The 20575-nt window shown below is 35.3% G+C and carries 25 protein-coding genes and 1 tRNA gene; 17 read left to right on the top strand and 9 right to left on the bottom strand.

What is annotated here, in order from left to right:
- Window positions 1–7 precede the first annotated feature (7 nt).
- The 3 genes from RTL21_RS09030 to RTL21_RS09020 all read left to right on the top strand — a co-directional run bounded on the left by RTL21_RS09030 (window position 8) and on the right by RTL21_RS09020 (window position 3641).
- On the top strand, window positions 8–1861 hold the full coding sequence (locus RTL21_RS09030; protein WP_312095458.1) for a monovalent cation:proton antiporter family protein: 1854 nt from the start codon (window positions 8–10) through the stop codon (window positions 1859–1861).
- A 300-nt stretch (window positions 1862–2161) separates the two neighbouring features.
- On the top strand, window positions 2162–2935 hold the full coding sequence (fabI, locus tag RTL21_RS09025; RefSeq protein WP_312095456.1) for an enoyl-ACP reductase FabI: 774 nt from the start codon (window positions 2162–2164) through the stop codon (window positions 2933–2935).
- 196 nt (window positions 2936–3131) lie between these two features.
- Entirely contained in the window at window positions 3132–3641 is a 510-nt protein-coding gene (locus tag RTL21_RS09020; protein WP_312095454.1) for a CotO family spore coat protein, read from the top strand.
- Between the two features lie 304 nt (window positions 3642–3945).
- Here RTL21_RS09020 and RTL21_RS09015 read toward each other — a convergent pair whose 3' ends face one another.
- Window positions 3946–4434: a CotY/CotZ family spore coat protein gene (locus RTL21_RS09015; RefSeq protein ID WP_312095452.1), complete on the bottom strand. Its 489-nt coding sequence runs from the start codon at window positions 4432–4434 to the stop codon at window positions 3946–3948.
- A 160-nt stretch (window positions 4435–4594) separates the two neighbouring features.
- On the opposite strand from RTL21_RS09015, the gene RTL21_RS09010 reads away from it, so the two are divergent.
- The 9 genes from RTL21_RS09010 (at window position 4595) to spoVIF (ending at window position 9237) form a co-directional block, all read left to right on the top strand.
- Window positions 4595–4951 (top strand): DUF1360 domain-containing protein, encoded by a 357-nt coding sequence (locus tag RTL21_RS09010; RefSeq protein ID WP_312095450.1) that lies wholly within the window; start codon window positions 4595–4597, stop codon window positions 4949–4951.
- A gap of 53 nt (window positions 4952–5004) precedes the next feature.
- A complete protein-coding gene (locus RTL21_RS09005; protein ID WP_312095448.1) occupies window positions 5005–5181 on the top strand; it encodes a hypothetical protein in 177 nt (58 codons plus the stop codon).
- 151 nt (window positions 5182–5332) lie between these two features.
- The gene (locus tag RTL21_RS09000) at window positions 5333–5812 is read left to right on the top strand and encodes a YhcN/YlaJ family sporulation lipoprotein (RefSeq protein WP_312095446.1); all 480 of its coding nucleotides are present in this window, start codon (window positions 5333–5335) and stop codon (window positions 5810–5812) included.
- 12 nt (window positions 5813–5824) lie between these two features.
- Complete coding sequence (gene spoVAC / locus RTL21_RS08995; protein WP_312095444.1) at window positions 5825–6307, top strand: stage V sporulation protein AC; 483 nt, start codon at window positions 5825–5827, stop codon at window positions 6305–6307.
- Complete coding sequence (spoVAD, locus tag RTL21_RS08990) at window positions 6307–7317, top strand: stage V sporulation protein AD (protein WP_312095442.1); 1011 nt, start codon at window positions 6307–6309, stop codon at window positions 7315–7317. The genes spoVAC and spoVAD overlap by 1 nt, the downstream gene beginning before the upstream one ends.
- 73 nt (window positions 7318–7390) lie before the next feature.
- Window positions 7391–7747 carry a stage V sporulation protein AE gene (gene spoVAE, locus RTL21_RS08985; protein WP_312095440.1) on the top strand — a complete coding sequence of 119 codons (357 nt, stop codon included), beginning with the start codon at window positions 7391–7393 and terminating at the stop codon, window positions 7745–7747.
- A 56-nt stretch (window positions 7748–7803) separates the two neighbouring features.
- Window positions 7804–8481 carry a DUF421 domain-containing protein gene (locus tag RTL21_RS08980; protein WP_312095438.1) on the top strand — a complete coding sequence of 226 codons (678 nt, stop codon included), beginning with the start codon at window positions 7804–7806 and terminating at the stop codon, window positions 8479–8481.
- A 118-nt stretch (window positions 8482–8599) separates the two neighbouring features.
- Window positions 8600–8722 carry a YjcZ family sporulation protein gene (locus RTL21_RS08975; protein WP_312095436.1) on the top strand — a complete coding sequence of 41 codons (123 nt, stop codon included), beginning with the start codon at window positions 8600–8602 and terminating at the stop codon, window positions 8720–8722.
- Window positions 8723–8982: 260 nt separating this feature from the next.
- Window positions 8983–9237, top strand: a complete 255-nt coding sequence (gene spoVIF / locus RTL21_RS08970) for a sporulation-specific transcription regulator SpoVIF (protein ID WP_312095434.1) — start codon at window positions 8983–8985, stop codon at window positions 9235–9237.
- 78 nt (window positions 9238–9315) lie between these two features.
- Here spoVIF and RTL21_RS08965 read toward each other — a convergent pair whose 3' ends face one another.
- A complete protein-coding gene (locus tag RTL21_RS08965) occupies window positions 9316–11634 on the bottom strand; it encodes an ATP-dependent helicase (RefSeq protein WP_312095432.1) in 2319 nt (772 codons plus the stop codon).
- Between the two features lie 226 nt (window positions 11635–11860).
- Between RTL21_RS08965 and RTL21_RS08960 the strand changes: the two genes are divergently transcribed.
- A complete protein-coding gene (locus tag RTL21_RS08960) occupies window positions 11861–12118 on the top strand; it encodes a hypothetical protein (RefSeq protein WP_312095430.1) in 258 nt (85 codons plus the stop codon).
- A gap of 6 nt (window positions 12119–12124) precedes the next feature.
- Here RTL21_RS08960 and RTL21_RS08955 read toward each other — a convergent pair whose 3' ends face one another.
- From RTL21_RS08955 to RTL21_RS08940, 4 genes are all read right to left on the bottom strand, one after another.
- Window positions 12125–12808 (bottom strand): DUF421 domain-containing protein, encoded by a 684-nt coding sequence (locus RTL21_RS08955; RefSeq protein WP_312095428.1) that lies wholly within the window; start codon window positions 12806–12808, stop codon window positions 12125–12127.
- A gap of 163 nt (window positions 12809–12971) precedes the next feature.
- Entirely contained in the window at window positions 12972–13397 is a 426-nt protein-coding gene (locus RTL21_RS08950) for a GNAT family N-acetyltransferase (protein WP_312095426.1), read from the bottom strand.
- A gap of 4 nt (window positions 13398–13401) precedes the next feature.
- Window positions 13402–13914: a 2'-5' RNA ligase family protein gene (locus tag RTL21_RS08945; RefSeq protein WP_312095424.1), complete on the bottom strand. Its 513-nt coding sequence runs from the start codon at window positions 13912–13914 to the stop codon at window positions 13402–13404.
- A 233-nt stretch (window positions 13915–14147) separates the two neighbouring features.
- Window positions 14148–14873, bottom strand: coding sequence for an alpha/beta hydrolase (locus tag RTL21_RS08940; protein WP_312095423.1), 726 nt, complete (start codon window positions 14871–14873; stop codon window positions 14148–14150).
- 207 nt (window positions 14874–15080) lie between these two features.
- On the opposite strand from RTL21_RS08940, the gene RTL21_RS08935 reads away from it, so the two are divergent.
- The gene (locus tag RTL21_RS08935) at window positions 15081–16925 is read left to right on the top strand and encodes an anaerobic ribonucleoside triphosphate reductase (RefSeq protein ID WP_312095421.1); all 1845 of its coding nucleotides are present in this window, start codon (window positions 15081–15083) and stop codon (window positions 16923–16925) included.
- A complete protein-coding gene (nrdG, locus tag RTL21_RS08930; protein WP_312095419.1) occupies window positions 16922–17410 on the top strand; it encodes an anaerobic ribonucleoside-triphosphate reductase activating protein in 489 nt (162 codons plus the stop codon). The genes RTL21_RS08935 and nrdG overlap by 4 nt, the downstream gene beginning before the upstream one ends.
- Window positions 17411–17462: 52 nt before the next feature.
- Here the strand turns inward: nrdG and RTL21_RS08925 are convergent, their stop codons facing one another.
- Window positions 17463–17993 carry a DoxX family protein gene (locus RTL21_RS08925; protein ID WP_312095417.1) on the bottom strand — a complete coding sequence of 177 codons (531 nt, stop codon included), beginning with the start codon at window positions 17991–17993 and terminating at the stop codon, window positions 17463–17465.
- A 273-nt stretch (window positions 17994–18266) separates the two neighbouring features.
- Here RTL21_RS08925 and ssuE point away from each other — a divergent pair, with 273 nt between their 5' ends.
- Both ssuE and RTL21_RS08915 read left to right on the top strand, forming a co-directional pair.
- Window positions 18267–18794 (top strand): NADPH-dependent FMN reductase, encoded by a 528-nt coding sequence (gene ssuE / locus RTL21_RS08920; protein WP_312095415.1) that lies wholly within the window; start codon window positions 18267–18269, stop codon window positions 18792–18794.
- A gap of 103 nt (window positions 18795–18897) precedes the next feature.
- Window positions 18898–18969: transfer RNA gene (locus RTL21_RS08915), tRNA-Val, on the top strand.
- Window positions 18970–19085: 116 nt separating this feature from the next.
- Here the strand turns inward: RTL21_RS08915 and RTL21_RS08910 are convergent.
- Window positions 19086–19313 carry a hypothetical protein gene (locus tag RTL21_RS08910; RefSeq protein WP_312095413.1) on the bottom strand — a complete coding sequence of 76 codons (228 nt, stop codon included), beginning with the start codon at window positions 19311–19313 and terminating at the stop codon, window positions 19086–19088.
- 211 nt (window positions 19314–19524) lie between these two features.
- Window positions 19525–20575: polysaccharide deacetylase family protein (locus tag RTL21_RS08905; RefSeq protein WP_312095411.1), on the bottom strand; the 1051-nt coding region annotated here is incomplete at its 5' end.

The raw sequence follows: 20575 nt of genomic DNA, 5'->3' as shown, positions 1-20575 counted from the left end.
GATAGCGATGGAACACGGTGCTTCTTTCGCATCACTAGTTATCGTTGTAACGGTAGCTCTATTAACACCTATTATTCTGCAACGGCTGAAATTAAATATTATTCCAGTAGTCGTTGCCGAAATTCTGATGGGATTAATTATCGGAAAAAGTGGATTTAATCTAGTTGAACAGGATATGTGGCTAGAAACTCTATCAACCTTAGGATTTATCTTTTTAATGTTTTTAAGTGGCTTAGAGATAGATTTTTCTGCTTTCTCTAGTAAGAAAAAAAGAGAGACCTTGCCTAATGGGAAATTAGAGCCGAAAACATTTCAAACAGCAACTATTATTTTTGCTGCAATTCTTATTCTGTCAATCGGGTTAAGTTTCTTATTTGTACTCGCTGGATTTGTTGATAGTACATTCTTAATGACAATTATAATTGCAACTATCTCTTTAGGAGTGGTAGTTCCTACTTTAAAAGAAGCAAACATTATGAAGTCTGTTATTGGGCAAATCATTTTGCTTGTAGCAGTAATCGCTGATTTAGTAACAATGATTCTACTTGCAGTTTTCGCATCTATTCATGAAACGGGTGGGAATACTTGGCTCTTATTAATTCTTTTTGCAGCAGGTTTAATTCTCTACTTTGTTGGTAGAAGGATTAAAAATAACAAAATTATGGATACTCTTTCAAGAGGAACGGTACAAATCGGTACTAGAGCCGTATTTGCACTGATTATCTTTCTAGTGGCATTATCAGAATCTGTCGGAGCTGAGCATATTTTAGGAGCTTTCTTAGCAGGGGTGCTAGTATCCTTACTATCACCTAATGAAGAATTGGTTCATAAGCTAGATTCCTTTGGCTATGGATTCCTGATTCCTATTTTTTTTGTGATGATTGGTGTCGGTATGGATATATGGTCTTTATTTACAGATCTTAAATTACTACTATTTATTCCGTTATTATTAATCGCTTTATTAGTGAGTAAACTATTACCGGTCTACTATTTAAAAAAATGGTATGATTCAAAAACGATTGTGGCTTCCGGATTTTTATTAACATCAACCTTGTCACTTGTTATTGCCGCATCAACGATTGGAGAAAGATTGAATATAATAACTCCTCAAATGAGTGGCATTTTTATTTTAGTTGCTATTATATCCTGTATTATTACTCCAATAGTCTTTAAAAAGATGTTTCCAAAAGATGCAGCCAGAGAAAAAGTCATTAATGTTTCTATTATTGGGGTCAATCAAGTAACAATGCAGGTCTATCAAGAGTTGAAATCAACGTTGTATGATGTCACTTTTTATCATAAACAACAAGAAAAGCAGGATTTTCAAATTGCTGACTCCTTATTTGAAATCAAGGAGCTAGATAATTATTCAGAGGACACTTTACGTCAAACGGATATTTACTCAGCAGATATTGTAGTGGTTTCCACAGGAGATTCATTCTTAAATGCAGAAATGAGCCTTATGATTAAAAGAGCAGGGGTAGATCGAGTCATTTGCCGTGTGGAAAATATGGAGAACGAAGAGGAGCTGCGCAGAGAGGATATCGAAGTTTTCTCTATGCTCACATCGACGAAAGCTTTATTAACAGCATTAATTCAGTCTCCAAATATTTTTGCATTACTTGGCAATACGGAGACATCCTTACATGAGATAACATTGAGAAACAAGGAATTTGAAGGGATGTCCCTACGCTCATTTCCATTTACAGGAGACGTAATTTTTGTCCGAATTTTTAGAGGTGCTGATTTCGTCATCCCACATGGAGATACAGAGCTGCAGCTTAATGACCATCTACTTGTCACTGGATCACACGAGTATGTAACAGAATTAAAGCGGCAGTTAGAGTTTAATTTTAAATAAGTGAATGAAGAAGCTTCCCCCTTTCTTTACGATGGAAAGATGGGGAAGCTTTGTATAAAGATTGATCTTTATCAGTGCCTGTTGAAGGCAAGAAAAAGAGTCTAACGGCAACATAGAACAAACATAAATGTTTTTGTGCCAAGGGGAAATCTAAATAGCAACAGAAATTAACGACATACTGTTGCCAACGACAAAAATGATGAAAATGCCTATTGCAACAGTGCTTTCTTTTTTTATTTGTTTGTAGTAAAATTAGTACTAGGTACTAATAACTTGTAATAGTATATAGGAGGAATAAGAATGACTTTTTCGTTAAAAGGCAAAACCTATGTTGTCATGGGTGTTGCAAATAAAAGAAGTATTGCATGGGGAATTGCGACTTCCTTGCATAAAGCAGGTGCTCGTTTAATTTTCACTTATGCAGGGGAAAGATTAGAAAAAAGCGTTCGCGACCTTGTGGCTACTTTAGATTCAACAGATAGCATTGTTTTACCATGTGATGTGACAAATGATCAAGAGATTGCGACATGCTTTGAAGCAATCAAAAAAGAAGTAGGAACGATTCATGGGATTGCTCACTGTATCGCTTTTGCTAATAAAGAAGAATTACAAGGCGACTATATGAATACTACAAGAGACGGATTCTTGCTTGCGCATAATATCAGTTCTTATTCATTAACTGCTGTCGCTAAAGAAGCTAAAGGGCTAATGACAGAAGGCGGAAGCATTGTTACATTAACTTATTTAGGCGGAGAGCGCGCGATTAGAAATTACAATGTAATGGGTGTTGCGAAAGCTTCATTAGATGCAAGCGTTCGTTATTTAGCTGCTGATTTAGGAAAAGAAGGAATTCGTGTAAACTCGATTTCTGCAGGTCCAATTCGTACATTATCTGCAAAAGGTATCAGTGATTTTAACTCTATTCTTAAAGAAATCGAAGAACGTTCTCCACTTAGAAGAACTACTACTCCAGAAGAAGTAGGAGATACAGCATTATTCTTATTCAGTGATTTAGCAAGAGGTATTACTGGAGAAAACATTCATGTTGACTCAGGCTTCCACATTGTTGGTTAATATAATTAAAGGCAACCTATCAGCTAATTTCAGCGTTGGGTTGCCTTTTTGCTTTTTATTTTTACATAACTCCTATCGATTCTCCCCCTTCACTTGTATTCTTTTTCCATAATTTAAAGTTACATATTAGGCAAATCATGCATACATTAGGATGAATCCTATAAAATATGTTTGTTGTTTTAGGAGGTGATTATAGGTGTATAGTGAGAATAGTAAGCCTTATCTTTCTCAGATTGGGACAAAAAAGATGGAAGGCAATATGCAAGTTAGCTATTCTGCAAAAATTTCTAAACAGAAACAATACCAAGAAATGATGGAGAAGAAACAAAAAGAAGAAATGCTTCAGGAAATAAAAGATAAAAAAGAGCTAGCGAAAGAAGATGCTAAAAAACAGAGTCCTGCAATCGATGTCCAAGAACAAATCCAAAATTATCAGGAGCAGCATGCTGAAAAAACTCCAAGAAAACCAGCATTTAAACGATTGAAGAGCTTTAAAGAAATGGGGATAATCGAGAAATTAGAGTACTTACTTCATTTTCCTAAGCAGTTGCCACCAGTCCCGTGTATTGTGATGACTGCTAACGAGAATATACGTGGATTTGTTGTGGATTTAACGGAGGAAAATGTAGAGATAAAATTGATGGATCAATTAATCGTCACTATAAGAATCTCTGCGATTCAGGAAGTAAGAATGATTGGAATTTAAAAATTCTTCCCTTTAAGGGAGTTATTTCGAAATGGATTTATGTCATATAATTTTTGTTCGTTAGGTTTGCTAGCCTAGCGAAAAAGCATTTATTTATGACCATTCTTCCATCTGAAATAGCTCTCTTTTTTTTGCATTAACATTTAACAAATTCGTGAACAGATAGGCAGAGAGTTTGTCTAATATCATGGTTGAATGTTTCAGCGCATAAAATGTAAGAGGAAGAGAAAGGAGGTAACTAAAAAAATGGAGGGCGTCTGTAAGACGTCCCCCGAGGGTGAATCATATACAATTTTTATCGTTATTAGTCACAAACGTTTAAGTCAACGTCAGCGATACATTGAACAGCGCAGAAGCAAGATAAGTCAACTGTTATGCAGCTGGAAGTACGAACGAAGCCTTCTAACTCACAAATTTTGCTTAAGTCGATTCCTTTGTGTCCAACGATATCAAGTGTTTCTCCGTCTTTACCAATTGGAGCAAGAACTCTTAATACTGCACAGCAGTTATCAAAAACATCCTCCACTCGGAAAAAGATGGATACGCAGTTGCAGTCTGAACCTGTATAAAATGCATGGAATGGAGAGCCATCTGCAGTACTTAAAACGAATACACGTGTATCTGCTTTATTACGCTTTGTTGGAGATACAAGTGATCCTAGAGGCTCTGAGAAACAGTTTGTTTCGCACTCGCAAGTGTCTTCAGCATTATCCTGGATATCTTTAATGGCACGAACCACTTCGCAAACACAGCTGGATGTACCAAGAATATCTTCTTTTTTTCCACAACCCATAATTGTTTTCCTCCTTGTTTGTTTCTTTCTTTATGTTTCTTACATTACTAACATATTGCCGAAGGGCCTTATGGGTTACGGACAAACGCCTTTTTTCTCAAAATTTGGGCATATGACCATTCGTTACTAATCTCTTGGTCGATTGGAGAGGAGAATCTAAATGGATATCCATTGGATGGAGTTTTTTTTATTAATTTTGGCAAGCTTTCGTCTAACAAGATTAGTTGTTTTTGACCAAATTACAGAATTTTTTCGAAAAATTTTTTTAGATGAAGTAGAAGAACAGAATAAAGATGGTCAAACAGAAGTATTTATTGTACCGAAACCGGGAAAAATCCGCGGATTTTTTGGTGAGTTAATTAGCTGTTATTGGTGTACAGGTGTGTGGGTCGCTATCTTTCTTACTATTTTATATTATTTCTTTCCAAGCATTTGTGGACCTATTGTTCTTGTTTTTGCCATAGCAGGAGGAGCTTCCTTAATCGAAGCTATTTTACAAAGAGTGTTCGTTGAATAGTTTGAATATGGTAGGCTAGTTGTTTACACATACATTTCTTTCCATCATACAATGTGATAAGCACATATGAAAACAGTGTTTTTATTGGTGCAGAGTACACATTATTGGAGGGATTGGAGTTGTTAGAAAAAAAAGTATTTAAAATAAAAGAGACCGTAAAGCCGAAAGCAACAACAAAATCAAAAAAGAAGAAATCTGGATGTAATTGTGGAAAAAAATTAACAAAATAATGAAAATGCCCGTCTTTGAGCGGGTATTTTTTGTGCATAAAAACAATTTGTAAAAATTGGATGTTAATTGTTGTGTAAACCTCTAATAAATAAAGCTTAAAACGAAGAAAATATATACATCAATTAATCATTTACATAGGAAGGGAAGAATATGTCGAATAAAAAGTACGCATTTTTCGCTTTGGTTTTTAGCATATGTGTTTTATTAGCTGGTTGTGAGAAGGAGTCACCAAATAGTAGATGGTCTATGCTGAAAAAGGTGGATCCAGAACCAGTCGTAATTTATACAGAGCCAGAAGCTAGTCAAAAAGAATTGGTGCAAGGGATTAAGGATGAAACAAATACCATTCCGTCCATTTATGATGTAGCTGTAATTAAAGGCAAGAAGGATACATTAGTAGCCTATAAGGTAAAGCAGATGGCTCGCTTTAAAATGAAAAGCATCGAAAAAGAATTAACAGAAATGCTGGAGTCTAAATATCCAGAGGAAAAATTTACTGTTTCCAGTGATTTTAAAATTTTCTTAGAGACAATGCGCTTAAGGGATAAAATCCAGGAGCCAGACTTTAGTAAAGAAAAAGCTGACAAGCGTTTGAAAGAGATTATTGAATTAAATAATGAGTTAACGTAAGGAGGGATAAAAATGGCAGACAGTAAGAAGAAAAATAAAACACCAGAGCAACAGCAATATGAAAAATTTGAACAACAATATGAAACGAAGCGGCCTGTTTTTAAAAATTGCATAAAAGCATTTTTTGTCGGTGGATTTATTTGCATGATTGGTCAGATTATTGCTTATTTTTATATATACTTCTTCCATTTTACGGAACAAACATCTAGTAATCCGACCACAGCTACGGTTATTTTTCTTTCTATGTTATTGACAGGGTTTGGAATATATGATCGGTTAGGGCAATTTGCAGGAGCAGGAAGTGCCGTTCCTGTATCAGGATTTGGTAATAGTATTATTTCTGCGGCAATTGAACATCGTACAGAAGGATTTGTACTTGGGGTTGGTGGAAATATCTTCAAACTCGCTGGTTCGGTTATTTTATTCGGTGTTTTCTCCGCATTTGTGGTCGCGCTTATTAAAACAATATTCATTATTATGACGGGGGGATTCTAATGCTTCAGGGAAAGCAGTCCTGGGTTTTTCAAAATCATCCAGTAATAAAAGCTACCGGCGTATCAGGAGGTCCCTTTGAAGCAAATGGAAGGTTAGCTAATGATTTTGATATTTTACATGATGATTTATGGATGGGGAAAACCTCTTATGAACAGGCTCATCGGATATTACTAGAGGAAGCTGCACAAACAGCTTTAAAAAAAGGTGAAATAAAGCCGGAGGATATCCAGTTTTTTTTAGCAGGTGATTTAATTAATCAAATTACGCCATCAAGCTTTGCTGCAAGAGATTTAAAAATCCCTTATTTCGGATTATTTGGTGCTTGCTCTACATCTATGGAAGGCTTAGCACTCGCTTCTTTCATGGTGAACTATCAAGGGGCTACTAATGTATTAACAGGAGCTTCTAGCCATAATGCAGCAGTTGAAAAACAGTTTCGTTATCCGACTGAGTACGGCGGGCAAAAACCGCCGACAGCACAATGGACTGTAACTGGTGCAGGAGTGGCACTAGTTACAAATAAGCAATCAAATGAACGATTACCTTACACAACCTCTGCCACAATCGGAAAAGTAGTGGATATGGGATTGGCTGATCCATTTAATATGGGTGGAGCGATGGCTCCGGCAGCCGTAGATACGATACTTGCACACTTCCAAGATTTAAATATTGATCCCTCTCATTACGACTTAATTGTAACTGGAGATTTAGGGAAAATAGGAAGAGAAACAGCAATCGCCCTTTTAAAAGAAAAAGGCTTGAGCATAGACGAAAATAAATTTAAAGACTGTGGCTTATTGATTTATACAAATGATCAGCCAGTACAATCTGGGGGAAGTGGAGCGGGATGTTCAGCAACTGTACTGTATGGACATTTATTAAATGAAATGAAAAAAGGGATGTATAAAAGAATACTATTAGTAGCAACCGGAGCGCTTCTTTCACCATTAACAGTGCAACAAAATGAAACGATACCATGTATCGCGCACGCTGTATCAATTGAAATCTAATCAGTTAGGGAAGGAGATTATTCCCCCAACTGATTGTTATATGGAATGAATTACAGAAAAAGGAGGAACTAGTATGCTTCCAATGTTTTTTTGGGCATTTGTCATAGGCGGTACTATTTGCGTTATTGGACAGCTTATGTTTGATGTTGCCAAGCTAACCCCGGCACATACATTAACGACATTAGTTGTTGCTGGTGCGATATTGGATGGATTTGGATTATACGAGCCATTTGCTGATTTTGCAGGTGCAGGTGCTACCATTCCTATAACGAGTTTTGGTAATGCATTAGTACATGGAGCCATGCAAGAAGCAGAAAAACATGGCATTATTGGCGTATTAACAGGGATGTTCGAAGTGACGAGCTCAGGGATATCTGCTGCCATCATATTTGGTTTTATCGGTGCTCTCATTTTTAAACCAAAAGGGTAAGTACTGATAATAAGGATGAGTTTTGATGAAAGAATAGGATAAATAGGAGTCTTGTTATGACGGAACTAATTACTACCATTATCCGATCTGTTTTGATTATTGTCAGTTTATTTTTTATTACTAAACTTCTCGGCAAAAAACAACTTTCTAAATTATCTTTTTTCGAATATATTGTTGGAATTACAGTTGGAGATATTGCAGGGTCCATATCTTTGGATTCAGCGATAAAAATGGTAGATGGAGTTACTTCTATTGTGATTTGGACTTGTATTCCTTTAATTATCAGTCATCTATCTTTAAAGAACAAACGGTTTAGAGATTTTGTAGAGGGTACGCCTACTGTATTCATCAAAGATGGTAATATAATAGAAAAACATCTAAAAAAAGAGAAGTATAGTATGGATGAATTATTGGAACAATTACGAATTAAAGCGATCTTTCGAGTGGAAGATGTGGAATTTGCTACGTTAGAAGCAAACGGAGAATTAAGTGTTCTTTTAAAAAAAGCAAAACAGCCTTTAGTGGTTGAAGATATGATTGATTTACCACCTGTAGAAAAAGAGTTGTATACAATTATCATGGACGGAAAAATCGATAAAAGAACGTTAGAAAAATGTAATCTTACGGAAAAATGGGTATATTCAGCCCTTAAAAAAAGAGGATTAAACATAAGTGATATATTTCTTGCGCAAATAGATCACTTAGGAGAGCTAACATTCGATTTTTATGATTAGAATATCGTTCATTCATGACATACGTACATTCTATTCGTTAATAGTAGCTTGCCTATACATAAACTTCAATTCTCCATATTCTGATAATGAGTACAAGGAGAAGCGAGGTGAAGTAGGAATGTGTTATGGCGGATATGGCTATGGCGGCGGCTATAATGCAGGAGGAGGTATCTCTTCTTTCGCATTAATCGTTGTTTTATTTATCCTTTTAGTTATCGTAGGAGCTAGCTTCTACAACTAATCATTTATGGGAAAAAGGGGTTCTCTATTTACTAAGAGAGCTCCTTTTTATTTATTGAACAGAAAAAGTTATAAAGACGAGATACAGCATTTGTTTTTTGAGTCATCACCTTGCCCAGAAGAAAGGGAAGTGCATGCAGGCTGGCAGCAAATTTAACGATATGCTTTTTATTCATTTTTCGTTTTTCCTCTCCGGTTTTTCACCTTTTTCCTATTGCTTCATACAATGTAAAGTAGCTCACTTAAGGAGGAAACACGTGTATGAACAATAATTTCTTTAAAAACATAGAATCAAAAACGGGCGTAAATATGAAGGATATATTTGAATTAGCCAATTCTTTACAGAATGCAAATTTTAAAGATGAAAAAACAGTGAGAAATGTTATTCGTAGAGTATCGCAAATTGCTGGTAAACCTGTTCCAAAGCAAACAGAGGATAAAATTGTGGAATCTATTGTAAAAGACGGCAAACAGCTTGATTTTAATACGCTATCTAAAATGATTAACAAAAAGTAAAAGAAAACTGGGTAACTAATCGAAATATGACAAGTTACCCTATTTTTTTAGCAAATTATTTAATTTAACTCCCAATAATTAATATGAATGAACAAAAGGAGACATTGACAAGGGAGATAAGAAACGTGATGCCTTAGCTTTTTTGCCTCTTAGATACATAGGAACCGATAGATATAGTTCTTGCTGTGCCCTTGTCATCCCAACATAAAGCAGGCGACGTTCCTCTTCAAGTGGCATAAGGTTATTATTTCGGAATGATTCTAATGCAAAGTCATGGGGGATGGACCCATCAACCGTTCCAAGTATATAAACTGTTTGATACTCCAATCCCTTTGCACGGTGAATCGTACTTAAGGTAATTACGTTTGTTTCATTTTTATATTGCTTTCGCAATTCTTCATTCATTGCCATCATATGATCTGTATACTGCACAAATTCTTTAATAGAAGTAAATTTACGAGCAACAACCTTTAAATCGCGAATATCATCGGACCCTTTATCCCATTGATTTCCTTCATTGCCCCGTTTTTTGATGAATTCCTGAAAGCCTAATTCCTTTTCGATAAAATTAATGGCGTCAAGAGGAGAATAATCTATTAATCGCTTTAACGTATCTGGAATCTTTTTAAGTCTACTTTCCTGAAAAGCAAACCCAGTTTTAATAAAATGAAGGCAATCTAAAAAGCTGCAATCCTCTAAAATACTCATTGCTTTAATATCCTGTAATACAGTTTTTTTCAAAAAGAGTGTAGGCAGGATATCAACAACAGCCTGTTGATTATCTGGATCATGAATGAGCTTTAAATATGCCAACATGCTTTTTACGATAAACCGTTGGTAGAAGGAACCTGTATCTTGTTCCAATCTAAAGGGCAAGCTGGAGGAGGCTAATCGCTCAAACATCGCACGACTATTCGTATTTGTGCGAAAGAGAATGGCAAAATCCTTTGGCTCATAACCATTTTTTATTTTTTCCTGAATATCTGTCAAAATCATCGAAGCTTCTTCTTCTTCATCATAAGGATAAAAGGCAAGCGGGTGTTGTCCTGAATAGCCTGTAATCATTTTTTTCGCGCGTCTCTTTGTATTTTTGCTAATAGTTGATTTGGCAGCAGACACAATTTCTTGTGAAGAGCGGTAATTATAATCAAGAATTATCGTCTGTGAATTTGGATAATCTTTTTCAAAATCTAACAGGTATTTTGGATCACTGCCACGAAAAGAATAGATAGATTGATCATCATCGCCCACTGCATAAATAGATTTAGCAGACCCAGCCATTAGCTTCATCCACTCGTATTGCACTTTATTTATGTCTTGAAACTCATCCAATAGGAAATGAGAAAATCGTTTTTGATACGTTTCTAAAATAGCTGGATTTTCTCGAAAGAAATGGTAGCCACCAAGAAGCATATCATCAAAATCATACAGAATTCTCTGTTGTTTTTTTGCTTCGTAGCCGGTATATAGCTGTGCGACTTTTTGCTCCCAATCATTCGCAGGCTCAACATCATGGGGGAAGATCATACTGTTTTTCCAGGCACTGATTAATTGAAGAGCTGCATCAAATGGGAAGTCTTTCTCATCGATTTGTTTTTCCCGAGCAATTTCCTTTAATAAAAGCTCTCGTTGCCAATTACTACTTAATAGCTGATTTCGTTGCCATTTCTCTCGTTCATGAAAAATCAATATTTGGTAGAGAATACTATGGAAAGTTCCCGAAACAATTTTTTGCACAAAGCCTTTATTCATCATTGGATAGTGTAATAACCGTTCCTTCATTTCGTTTGCAGCTTTATTGGTAAAAGTAACAAGCATGATTGTTGAAGGATCAACGTTTTTTTCATGAATTAGATAGGCGGCTCTCATTGTTAAAACACGAGTTTTTCCACTTCCTGCCCCTGCAAGAACAAGAATGTGTCCATCGTCGATTGTAACAGCTTTACTTTGGGTGGCATCAAGTGAATAACCATTTTGGGCGAGAATATTTAGATAAGACTCCTTTGGGTAAGAAACGGGTAGACTATTTGCTAATTCAGATGTATGAATCGTTGCTCTTACAGACATAGGCGGTTTAAAAGGAGTGGCTTCTGTAATGCTCTTTGAGATACTTCTACTCTTTGGAATTCGAAACCCGTTTTTTTCTTCATAGTCTGCATCTATAGTGGCAGCTTGTTCTTGTTGGACATTAGGTACATCTTCTGTCTTACATGGTTGTTTAGAAGAATAATGATAAAAATAGGGAGCACTCTTTATTCCTAAATAAAGCTTTACCACTTCTCCACATACAGAGCATGCAAGAAACCCATTTTTGCCAGCTTCATAAATTTTCTGTAATTCTTGTCGATCGATTGTATTTAATGAAATGAGTCTATCATAATAAAAAGCTGTTAACATAGGAAACCTCTAATCTATTTTTATACATTTATCTGTATTTAATGAAATGATGTTAGGAAAATTATTCAGGCTGCGGGTAATAGCAACAAACTTTACGAAAACAGCCTTTGAAATAATATCTATCATATCAAAAACAGAGGATTGTTTAAAGAGTAGAAAACTGGTTTAACATTTGTTAAAGAAGGGAAAAGGATACGATAATTTAGAAAAGAAGGGACAGATTAAGATGGGATATATTTTACCAATTACGCATTATCAAGCAGAGCAGTATGCGGTTAGAGATATCGTTAGCAAAACAAAAATCTATAAGAAAGAAGCAACTTACCCTGTTGCAAAACTCGCTAATCTTCTTACTAATCAAGATGTAAAATATCCTTCTCCGTCTTTTTACGAGAAAAATAAAATGCATGAAAAACAAGTAGCCAATGAGAAGTTAATTGCGCAACTCACTGGAAAGGGTACTTATTTTCATGCACAAATATAAAGGAATTTAATTCATTTTGTAGCTTTGTACATATAGAGGCGAGCCTTCGCGCCATTCGGCATAAAGAATATCTTTATGAGATGGAATATTTTGTTTCTGTAATTCTTGCAACAACTGCTCCTCGTTCCAACCTACTCGGGGCAAGTTTTCTTTGATGATTTCGCCATCTAGAATGATACTTATCGGTAGTGACATAATATCAAGTGGTAAATGCATATCCTGCTTTGTTGGATTGGCAAACGCGGATTTCTTTAATACACTTATCGTGCCGTCAGTTTCTAAAATAGCGTAAGCACACTCTGTAAGTGAAAATACATCTTTTGAGCGAAGTAAATGTTGTAATTGGTTAATATCTAAATGATTTTTCTTTAATTCATTAAAATCAATCTTTCCTTTATTAATAACAATAGATGGTTTTCCTTCTAAAAGTTGTCGAGTTTTCCGAAACTTTTGTGTAATAAATTCTGTGATAAAAATTAAAGCTCCCCACAGAAGGATGGAATAAGTAATTTCTTTTATTCCTGTTTTTGAATCATACATGGCATTCCCTACAAGCTCACCTAGTACTAAAACAGAGACAAAATCAAAGGTAGTAATCTGAGTGATTTGTGTTTTCCCCAATATTTTTGTTAAAAGAAGCAACAAGAAATAGCCAATGATAAGTTCACCAAATATTTGCGTGAATTCCATGCAACCCACCCTTTCCTACATCTATTGTAGGCAAATGCATGAAAATTAAACCTATTAAGCTTAGTACCATGGATAAGGAAAGAAAAAAGGTTGCCCAATTAGGCATGCCATCAACCGAAATCCTTTTAGAGGAAAGGTGGCACCTTCGGACAACCAAATCGTATTATAATTTCTTAATCATTGTTCTATGCGGAATACCAGCATCCAAGAATTCCTCGGAAATAACTTCATATCCTAATTTGCTGTAAAAAGGAATCGCGTGCGTTTGAGCATTAAGTTTCAAAGCAGGAGCACCATTACTTAAGGCATATTCCTCTATTTTATTCATGACCGCTTTCCCAGCGCCACCTTTTCGATTGGTAGAGAGGATACATATTCTTTCCACTTTTCCATACTCAGCGAATATTCGATAGCGACCAGCACCAACTGGTTCTTTATTGTCATCATATAGGACAAAATGGATGCTGTCTTTTTCAAATTCATCTATTTCTTCTTCCACTGGTACATTTTGTTCTTTTACAAAAACAGTTTGACGTACAAAAAATGCATCTTCTAATTCTTTATCTGTTTTAACGACAATTACTTCCACTTTTTCACGATTCCTTTCCTAACCGGAATGTTTCATATACAGTCCATGATCCGTTTTCCAATTCATAAAGTAAATGGAAACGGTCTGATTTTTCTTCAAAATGAAAATTCTGCATACGTAAATTACTGTATAAATCCAAGTGCTCATCACTCGATAAATTTTGCCCAAGTGTAATATGTGGAACAAAGGGATGCTCTGGACTAACGCCCAATGTACTTATAAGTTCTTGATGAAGGTGTTCCAAATCTGTACTTGGTTCAATCTTTAAATAAACAACATTACTAACTGGTTTAAAAGAACTGACTTTTGATACTTTAATTGGAATAGAATGATAATGACTTGCAATCGTTGTTAGTTTCTTGCTTATTTCTTCTATTTCTTCGTTTTCTGCTTCAAAATCACCAATTAAAGTGATATGTGGTGGGATTAAAGCATATTTCGGATCATATCGTTTACGAAGGGAATTGGCCAAATCCTGCAATTCTTTTCCAGGGAAAATAGCAATACCATATTTCATTTGAAGAACCTCCATTTCATAATAACCGTTATTTTAAGATATAGAAAATGGACTATCTATTATTACGATTTCAATGTTCTATATGTAAGATATTATAACAAAATTATACTTTTAAGTTCAAAGATTTCAGAAAAAATCTAATGTTTGGCAAACAACTAGTCTTAAAAGACAAAAATTCCGTCCTCATGCACTTGAAAAGGAACCTCACAGATCTAAATGAAAGTATTTTCAATTTAGGATGGGAACATTTTTACTAGCATTTTCGCTATATATGGTTGCCAATGCTTCCATGTATGATCTCCATCGAATTCCTCGTAGGTATAATCAGTGTTGGTGGCTTTTAAAATGTGTGACAGTTCTCTGTTTGGAGCAAGGAAATCTTCTGTTGTTTGGATCGTTGTCTTCACAGCAGTTTCACCTGTACCAATAATATGATCCACTTCTAGTAAATGATAGGAATCGAACTGGCGCACCAATTGTAATACTTCTTCATTAACTAATGGAGATTGCAGCATAAGTTTGCCAAAGGTATGTGGATATTTAAAAGCGGTCATTAGTGAAACGGTTGCACCTAATGAATCTCCAATAAGTCCCCGTCCTAATCCCATTTGATAGGTGGGAAACTGTTCATCTAAATATGGAACAAGTTCATGTGCTAAAAAGCGGATATATGCTTTATTTTTGGGACCATCTGGATGATATTTTTCCCGGCGATCATGAACAGAGGAATAAGGAATTCCAACAATAATTGTCCCTGTTATTTGATGATTTGTATGTAATTCATCAGCTATTCTCCCGATTCGACCAAATTGAAAATAATCTTTCCCGTCCTGTGCAATTAGCAAATTATATTTATAAAGGGGAGAATAAGCTGGAGGCAGATAGATAAGTAGAGTCATTTCTTCTCCTAATTCTTTACTAAATAAGATTGCCTCTTTTATTGTCCCTTTTGTCGTCATGGTTATCCTTCCTCCACTACTGATTTTACAATTAGTTTATCAATAAAAGCACTTTATGAATAGTATAAAGCTAACGATAACTTACGATAATTCGTTTAGTGATATCTATATATTGTGTATATTTTGTGAAAAAACCACAATATATAGAAAAACGTTAGGCTTGCTATTATAATGGATGAAGATTCCTTTATGAATGGAGTGAGTTAAATGGGTAATGATGTTCAATTATTAAGTGAGTTTGAAGAAATAATTAGAAGCAATAATCAAGACTTTATTCAAGAAAATGCAAATGTTGATGGAATGTCACCGATGAGTCATATGATGCAATTTGCCGCTACTGCTTCCAAGCATTATACAATAGAGCGTTTGTTGGCAAAGAAAGTGAAGGACGCACATCAAAATGGGTATATCCATATTCATGATCTTGATTTTTATTCTTCTGGTACGACAACATGCTGTCAAATTCCGTTAGCAAAAATCTTAAAAAATGGGTTTAATACTGGCCATGGGTTTATGAGAGAACCTAAATCTATAATGAGTGCAATGGCACTTACATCAATCATAGTACAAGCAAATCAAAATCAGCAACATGGGGGACAAGCTATCCCAATGTTAGACTATGATCTTGCACCGTATATACATAAAACATACAATCAAAATAAAGAAAAACTAAGTGAGATAATCCAAGATAAGGAAGAGTTAGAACAAAAAGCATGGCAATGGACTGAAAGAGAAACCTACCAGGCTTGTGAGGCGTTTATACATAATTGTAATTCGATGCATTCCAGAGGTGGGGGACAAACTCCATTTGTTTCCGTAAATTTAGGAACGGATCACTCAAGGGAAGGTAGAATGCTAACAAAGAATTTATTATTGGCTACACAAGCAGGACTTGGCACAGGGGAAACGCCAATTTTTCCAATCATTGTCTTTAAAGTAAAGGACGGAATAAATTATCAAATAGGGGATCCCAATTATGATTTATTTCGATTAGCTATCGAGACAACAAGTAAACGGTTGTTTCCTAACTTTGTTTTTATCGATGCGCCATTTAATTTAGCTTATTATGATGGTACTCCACAGTCTGAAGTGGCAACAATGGGGTGTAGAACTAGAGTAATGGGAAATATTCATGGGAGAGAACAAGCGATTGGAAGGGGGAATTTATCTTTTACAAGTATTAATCTGCCTTTACTAGCTTTAGCGTCAACTACGATAGAATCATTTTTTCATAAATTAAATGAAATGATAGACTTGGTTATTGACCAACTTCAAGAAAGATTTCATTACCAAGGTAAGAAAACAGTGGTTAATTTTAAATTTTTATATGGGCAAGGAGTTTGGCAAGGTGGAGAAGAGCTACAGATAGATGATCAGCTAGAAGAAGTTTTAAAGCAGGGAACCTTATCGATTGGGTTTGTTGGATTAGCTGAATGTTTGGTTTCTTTGCTTGGTGTTCACCATGGAGAAAGCGAAAAGGCACATGAAATTGGTTTGCGGATTGTTCAGTTTATGCGCCAAAAAGTGGATCAAGCATCGGAAATATATCAGCTGAACTATTCACTCCTTGCAACCCCAGCAGAGTCCTTTGCGGGAAAAGCATTACGGGCAGCTAGAAAGAAGTTTGGGATTATTAAAGGAGTGACGGATAGAGAGTATTTTACAAATAGTTTTCATATTCCAGTCTATTACCCAATAACTATTTATGAAAAAATTAACCGAGAAGCACCATTTCATTCATTAACGAATGCTGGTCATATAACATATGTAGAATTAGATGGGGATGCTAGTAAAAATATTGATGCGATGGAAAAAATTGTTCGGACGATGAAGGAAGCTGGGATTGGCTATGGAAGTATTAATCATCCAGTAGATCGTTGTATAAGTTGTGGGCATAAAGGAATTATCGACAATGAATGTCCCAATTGTGGAGAAGAGGACGATGCGAGAATTGAAAGAATTCGCAGAATAACGGGCTATCTAGTTGGAACCCTTGATCGGTGGAATACGGCTAAACGTGCAGAAGAGCGAGAAAGGGTTAAGCATCAATGAGAGTATTATCCATTGTTGAAGATAGTATTGTAGATGGTCCAGGACTAAGAACTACAATCTTTTTGGCTGGTTGTTCCCACTATTGTAGAGGATGCCATAATCCAGAAAGCTGGCGAATTAATGGTGGTATGGAAATGTCAATCGACGAAATTATGAGCAAAGTGAACAGCAACCCATTAAATGAGATTACCTTTAGTGGCGGAGAGCCAATGCTACAAATAACGGAACTGATCCAATTAGCGCAAAAATGCAAACAAGAAAATAAAAATATTTGGTGCTATACAGGATTTCTCTGGGAAGAGTTAATGATAAAATATAAAGATGAATTTACACAATTAAGTATGTATTTAGACGTATTAGTAGATGGGCGGTTTATGATGGAACAAAGAGATTTAAGTCTCTTATTTAAAGGTAGTAAAAATCAACGAGTAATAGATTGTCAAAGAAGTATAAAGGAGCATAAAACGGTATTATATGGCGAATAGTACTAAGAGAGAAAGAAGTGCACTTACTATTTTTAGTAAGTGCACTTTTGTATTAGCTTAAACGAGGCTTTTTTGTTAATTCTTCATTTTCTTCCTCATTTTTAAAGATTGCTTTTCTCACATAAGGCAATACCCAACGATCTAGCCCGTAATAACCAGCATTTGCACCCGCGATCATGATAATCATACCCAATAAGATGTCAGTGGGATTATGAGAAATGGTACCAGCAAGTAAGAAACAGAAATTCATTAATACGCCAAAGAATGCTGCTGCTGTTGTAAAACAACCTAGTATTAACCCAAGACCAACTAATGTTTCTCCAATTGGTACGAGAACATTAAATATACCAACATTCGGTAATGCAAAACCTTCTACAAAACTTGTGTACCAGCCATAAACTGCTCCTCCATCTGGGCCCATCACTGGGTTAGTAACTGCGTTTGTTAAAAATCCAGAAGCATCAAATCCTCCACCAGTTAATTTGCCAAACCCAGAAGTAAACCAAGAATAACCTAGAAATAAACGAATTATCGTTAAAATACCAGCTGCAATTTTATTTTCTCTTAAAAATCCTATAAACATAAGAATCATCCTTTCTTATTTCTTCGTTTTTTATTATTTACAAGTTAAATATATCAAATACTCATTAGAAAAAAATGATTTTGTGAATTGATTCACAAATAGTTCAAAAAAATTTGTCTGAAATGTGAACTAATTAATAAGAAAAGCGATTTATGTAACACAAGCAGTTTAGAACATGGTTTAAGCACATATTCTGTTATTCGTGTTAGAATAACAGAAAGGAAAAAAGCAATTTTTTTACAAGGAGAGATTTTTCACAAAGGGGAGACTTCGATGACAACAGTAACCATCATAGCTGGTGGGCATAAAATAGACTCACGATTAACTGGTATTTTACAATTTACACAAGAATTTTTAGAGCAAGAGAAAGTAGCCGTTCATGTTATTCAAGTTCATCAATTACCAAGCGATGCCTTGATTACGGCCGATTTTATGAATCAAGGAATAATAGATGCAAGACAAAAGGTGGAACAAAGTGATGGCGTTATTGTCTTATCACCTGTATTTCAGGCATCTTATTCAGGCATTATTAAGACATTCCTTGACCTTTTGCCTCAAAAGAGTCTGCGCAGCAAAACGGTACTGCCACTAATGCTGGGGGGAAGCTATGCCCATTTATTGGTGATGGATTATGCATTGAAACCTGTATTAGCAAATTTAGGTGCGACAAATATATTAACAGGAGCTTATGTAACAGATAATCAAATTACAAAGCAAGAAGATCAAACCTACTTATTAGATACAGATTCCGAGACAAGGATTACCAACCAGTTAGAGCAGCTGCTTGGAGGAATGCAATAAGTGTGAAAAAGTGATGGGCTGGACCGTCACTTTTTATTTTTTTCTAGAATATGGGGAGAGGACATGATATGATAGGGATAAGATAAAATAAAATTTACTACATGACTTGTTAGCTCAGTGGGAGAGCACTTGCTTGACAGGCAAGGGGTCACTGGTTCGAACCCAGTACAGGTCATTATAATTAAAGGTTAATAAAAGGGGTTTCTCGAAAAAAAGAGAAGCCCTTTTTTATTTATTGGCTCTTTTAAATATAGGATGTCCACGCTCATGGAAGAGAGAGCATACCAAAAATTAAAACCACTGTCTTTTTCTTATACTCAAAGGAACATTTGGCCCTAAATAAGGATAATATGCTTGTGTTCCTTGTGGTCTTGGAGCAATTTTGAACATTTGTCCTCCTATCATGTAGTAATAATTATCGCCAGTTCCTAACAGTTGTTGATTCCAAGCTCCGTACGTTGGCTGAGGAAAGTTTTGATATGTTACTCCGTTAAGGCCAGTAATGACTGTTGGATGCATAAGGTTGCCTCCTTAATTTTTGATTTATAATATGTAAATTAATTTGAATAGTTGGTTGTCCCTAATGAAATAGGTATTTTTGTTATAGAAAAATGATAAATAATATTCATATGGTTATTAATATGGCCTATGAAGCAGGTTAAAATTTTATTCTTATGAATAATGGTAATTAATTTATATCCTATAATGATAAAACTTATAAACTTAAATCTCACTTATTTTTCCGCTCTTCTTTCACTTCCCGTAATTGTGAAATAGTCACAAGCTGATATCCTTCGTTTGTTAGCTTCTCAATGATTTCTATTGATGCGTCAGCGCTTTTATCATAAATATCATGCATGAGAATGATGCTTTCATCTTTTGCTTCGTGCATAACATTTTCCACGATTTTCTTTTTCGATGGTTGTTTCCAGTCTTCCGGATCAATGGTCCAAAGCACAATTTCTTTATCTAGCTCTTCTTTTAAACCCTTTTGCATTGCTCCATATGGCGGGCGAATAAGTGTTGTTTCCATTCCTGTAATTTCCTTTAGTAATGTATCTGTATCCTGAAACTCTTTTAAGGCTTTTTTCTTGGGGATTTTGGTTAGAAGAGGGTGATCCCAAGAATGGTTTCCAATTTCATGACCTTCCTTTATAGCCTGTTGAACAACTTCAGGGAAATATTGAACTCGCTCGCCAAGAACAAAAAACGTAGCATGGCCGTTATTTTCCTTTAACGCCTTCAAGATTTTTTTGGTTGGTTTATTACTTGGACCGTCATCAAAAGTTAAGGCGATAATTTTTTTAGATGGATCAATTTTCGCCACATCTGGTAATTCTGTAGCCATTTTTTTAGGCGTTGCTTCTACAAGTTGATTTTTATTTTTTTCAATATCTTGATAGATTGGTAGCAGTTTATCTTGTAAAATCTCTTTTTTAATAGCTAATTCTTGTACACTTAGTGCTTTTGCTGCAACTTGGTTTACAGGGAAATAGAAAAGTATGGAATCATTAAGAACTGCAAAGTTTTGAAAATTCTCTTCTTTAGGTGCTGTTCCTTGCTTTATTAATGCTTCATTACCTACTAAGTCACTATCCTTCATTAATTCGCAATAACCAATTTTGGAAAGTATAAATAAATAATTGCTATTTTCTTGGAAAAGATCCTTTAATGTAAGCTGTTTATGTGTTTGTAAATCAAATGTTAAGCTTTCCGATTTTGAAATTCCGTTTGCACCTGTGATATATTCATAGGTTTCAAAAAGAATAGAGATGGTCTGC

Origin of the sequence: Niallia sp. (genome assembly GCF_031978665.1) — a bacterium.
Classification (GTDB): Bacteria; Bacillota; Bacilli; order Bacillales; family Cytobacillaceae; genus Niallia.
This window is presented reverse-complemented; position numbering and strand designations above follow the sequence as displayed.

Excerpts from the sequence above, each read along its gene's own strand:
- RTL21_RS09030 (WP_312095458.1), top strand. The coding sequence starts at position 8 with ATGGAACACGGTGCTTCTTTCGCATCACTAGTTATCGTTGTAACGGTA.
- fabI (WP_312095456.1), top strand. The coding sequence starts at position 2,162 with ATGACTTTTTCGTTAAAAGGCAAAACCTATGTTGTCATGGGTGTTGCA.
- RTL21_RS09015 (WP_312095452.1), bottom strand. The coding sequence starts at position 4,434 with ATGGGTTGTGGAAAAAAAGAAGATATTCTTGGTACATCCAGCTGTGTT.
- RTL21_RS09010 (WP_312095450.1), top strand. The coding sequence starts at position 4,595 with ATGGATATCCATTGGATGGAGTTTTTTTTATTAATTTTGGCAAGCTTT.
- RTL21_RS09000 (WP_312095446.1), top strand. The coding sequence starts at position 5,333 with ATGTCGAATAAAAAGTACGCATTTTTCGCTTTGGTTTTTAGCATATGT.
- spoVAC (WP_312095444.1), top strand. The coding sequence starts at position 5,825 with ATGGCAGACAGTAAGAAGAAAAATAAAACACCAGAGCAACAGCAATAT.
- spoVAD (WP_312095442.1), top strand. The coding sequence starts at position 6,307 with ATGCTTCAGGGAAAGCAGTCCTGGGTTTTTCAAAATCATCCAGTAATA.
- spoVAE (WP_312095440.1), top strand. The coding sequence starts at position 7,391 with ATGCTTCCAATGTTTTTTTGGGCATTTGTCATAGGCGGTACTATTTGC.
- RTL21_RS08980 (WP_312095438.1), top strand. The coding sequence starts at position 7,804 with ATGACGGAACTAATTACTACCATTATCCGATCTGTTTTGATTATTGTC.
- RTL21_RS08975 (WP_312095436.1), top strand. The coding sequence starts at position 8,600 with ATGTGTTATGGCGGATATGGCTATGGCGGCGGCTATAATGCAGGAGGA.
- spoVIF (WP_312095434.1), top strand. The coding sequence starts at position 8,983 with ATGAACAATAATTTCTTTAAAAACATAGAATCAAAAACGGGCGTAAAT.
- RTL21_RS08965 (WP_312095432.1), bottom strand. The coding sequence starts at position 11,634 with ATGTTAACAGCTTTTTATTATGATAGACTCATTTCATTAAATACAATC.
- RTL21_RS08960 (WP_312095430.1), top strand. The coding sequence starts at position 11,861 with ATGGGATATATTTTACCAATTACGCATTATCAAGCAGAGCAGTATGCG.
- RTL21_RS08955 (WP_312095428.1), bottom strand. The coding sequence starts at position 12,808 with ATGGAATTCACGCAAATATTTGGTGAACTTATCATTGGCTATTTCTTG.
- RTL21_RS08945 (WP_312095424.1), bottom strand. The coding sequence starts at position 13,914 with ATGAAATATGGTATTGCTATTTTCCCTGGAAAAGAATTGCAGGATTTG.
- RTL21_RS08940 (WP_312095423.1), bottom strand. The coding sequence starts at position 14,873 with ATGACGACAAAAGGGACAATAAAAGAGGCAATCTTATTTAGTAAAGAA.
- RTL21_RS08935 (WP_312095421.1), top strand. The coding sequence starts at position 15,081 with ATGGGTAATGATGTTCAATTATTAAGTGAGTTTGAAGAAATAATTAGA.
- nrdG (WP_312095419.1), top strand. The coding sequence starts at position 16,922 with ATGAGAGTATTATCCATTGTTGAAGATAGTATTGTAGATGGTCCAGGA.
- RTL21_RS08925 (WP_312095417.1), bottom strand. The coding sequence starts at position 17,993 with ATGTTTATAGGATTTTTAAGAGAAAATAAAATTGCAGCTGGTATTTTA.
- ssuE (WP_312095415.1), top strand. The coding sequence starts at position 18,267 with ATGACAACAGTAACCATCATAGCTGGTGGGCATAAAATAGACTCACGA.
- RTL21_RS08910 (WP_312095413.1), bottom strand. The coding sequence starts at position 19,313 with ATGCATCCAACAGTCATTACTGGCCTTAACGGAGTAACATATCAAAAC.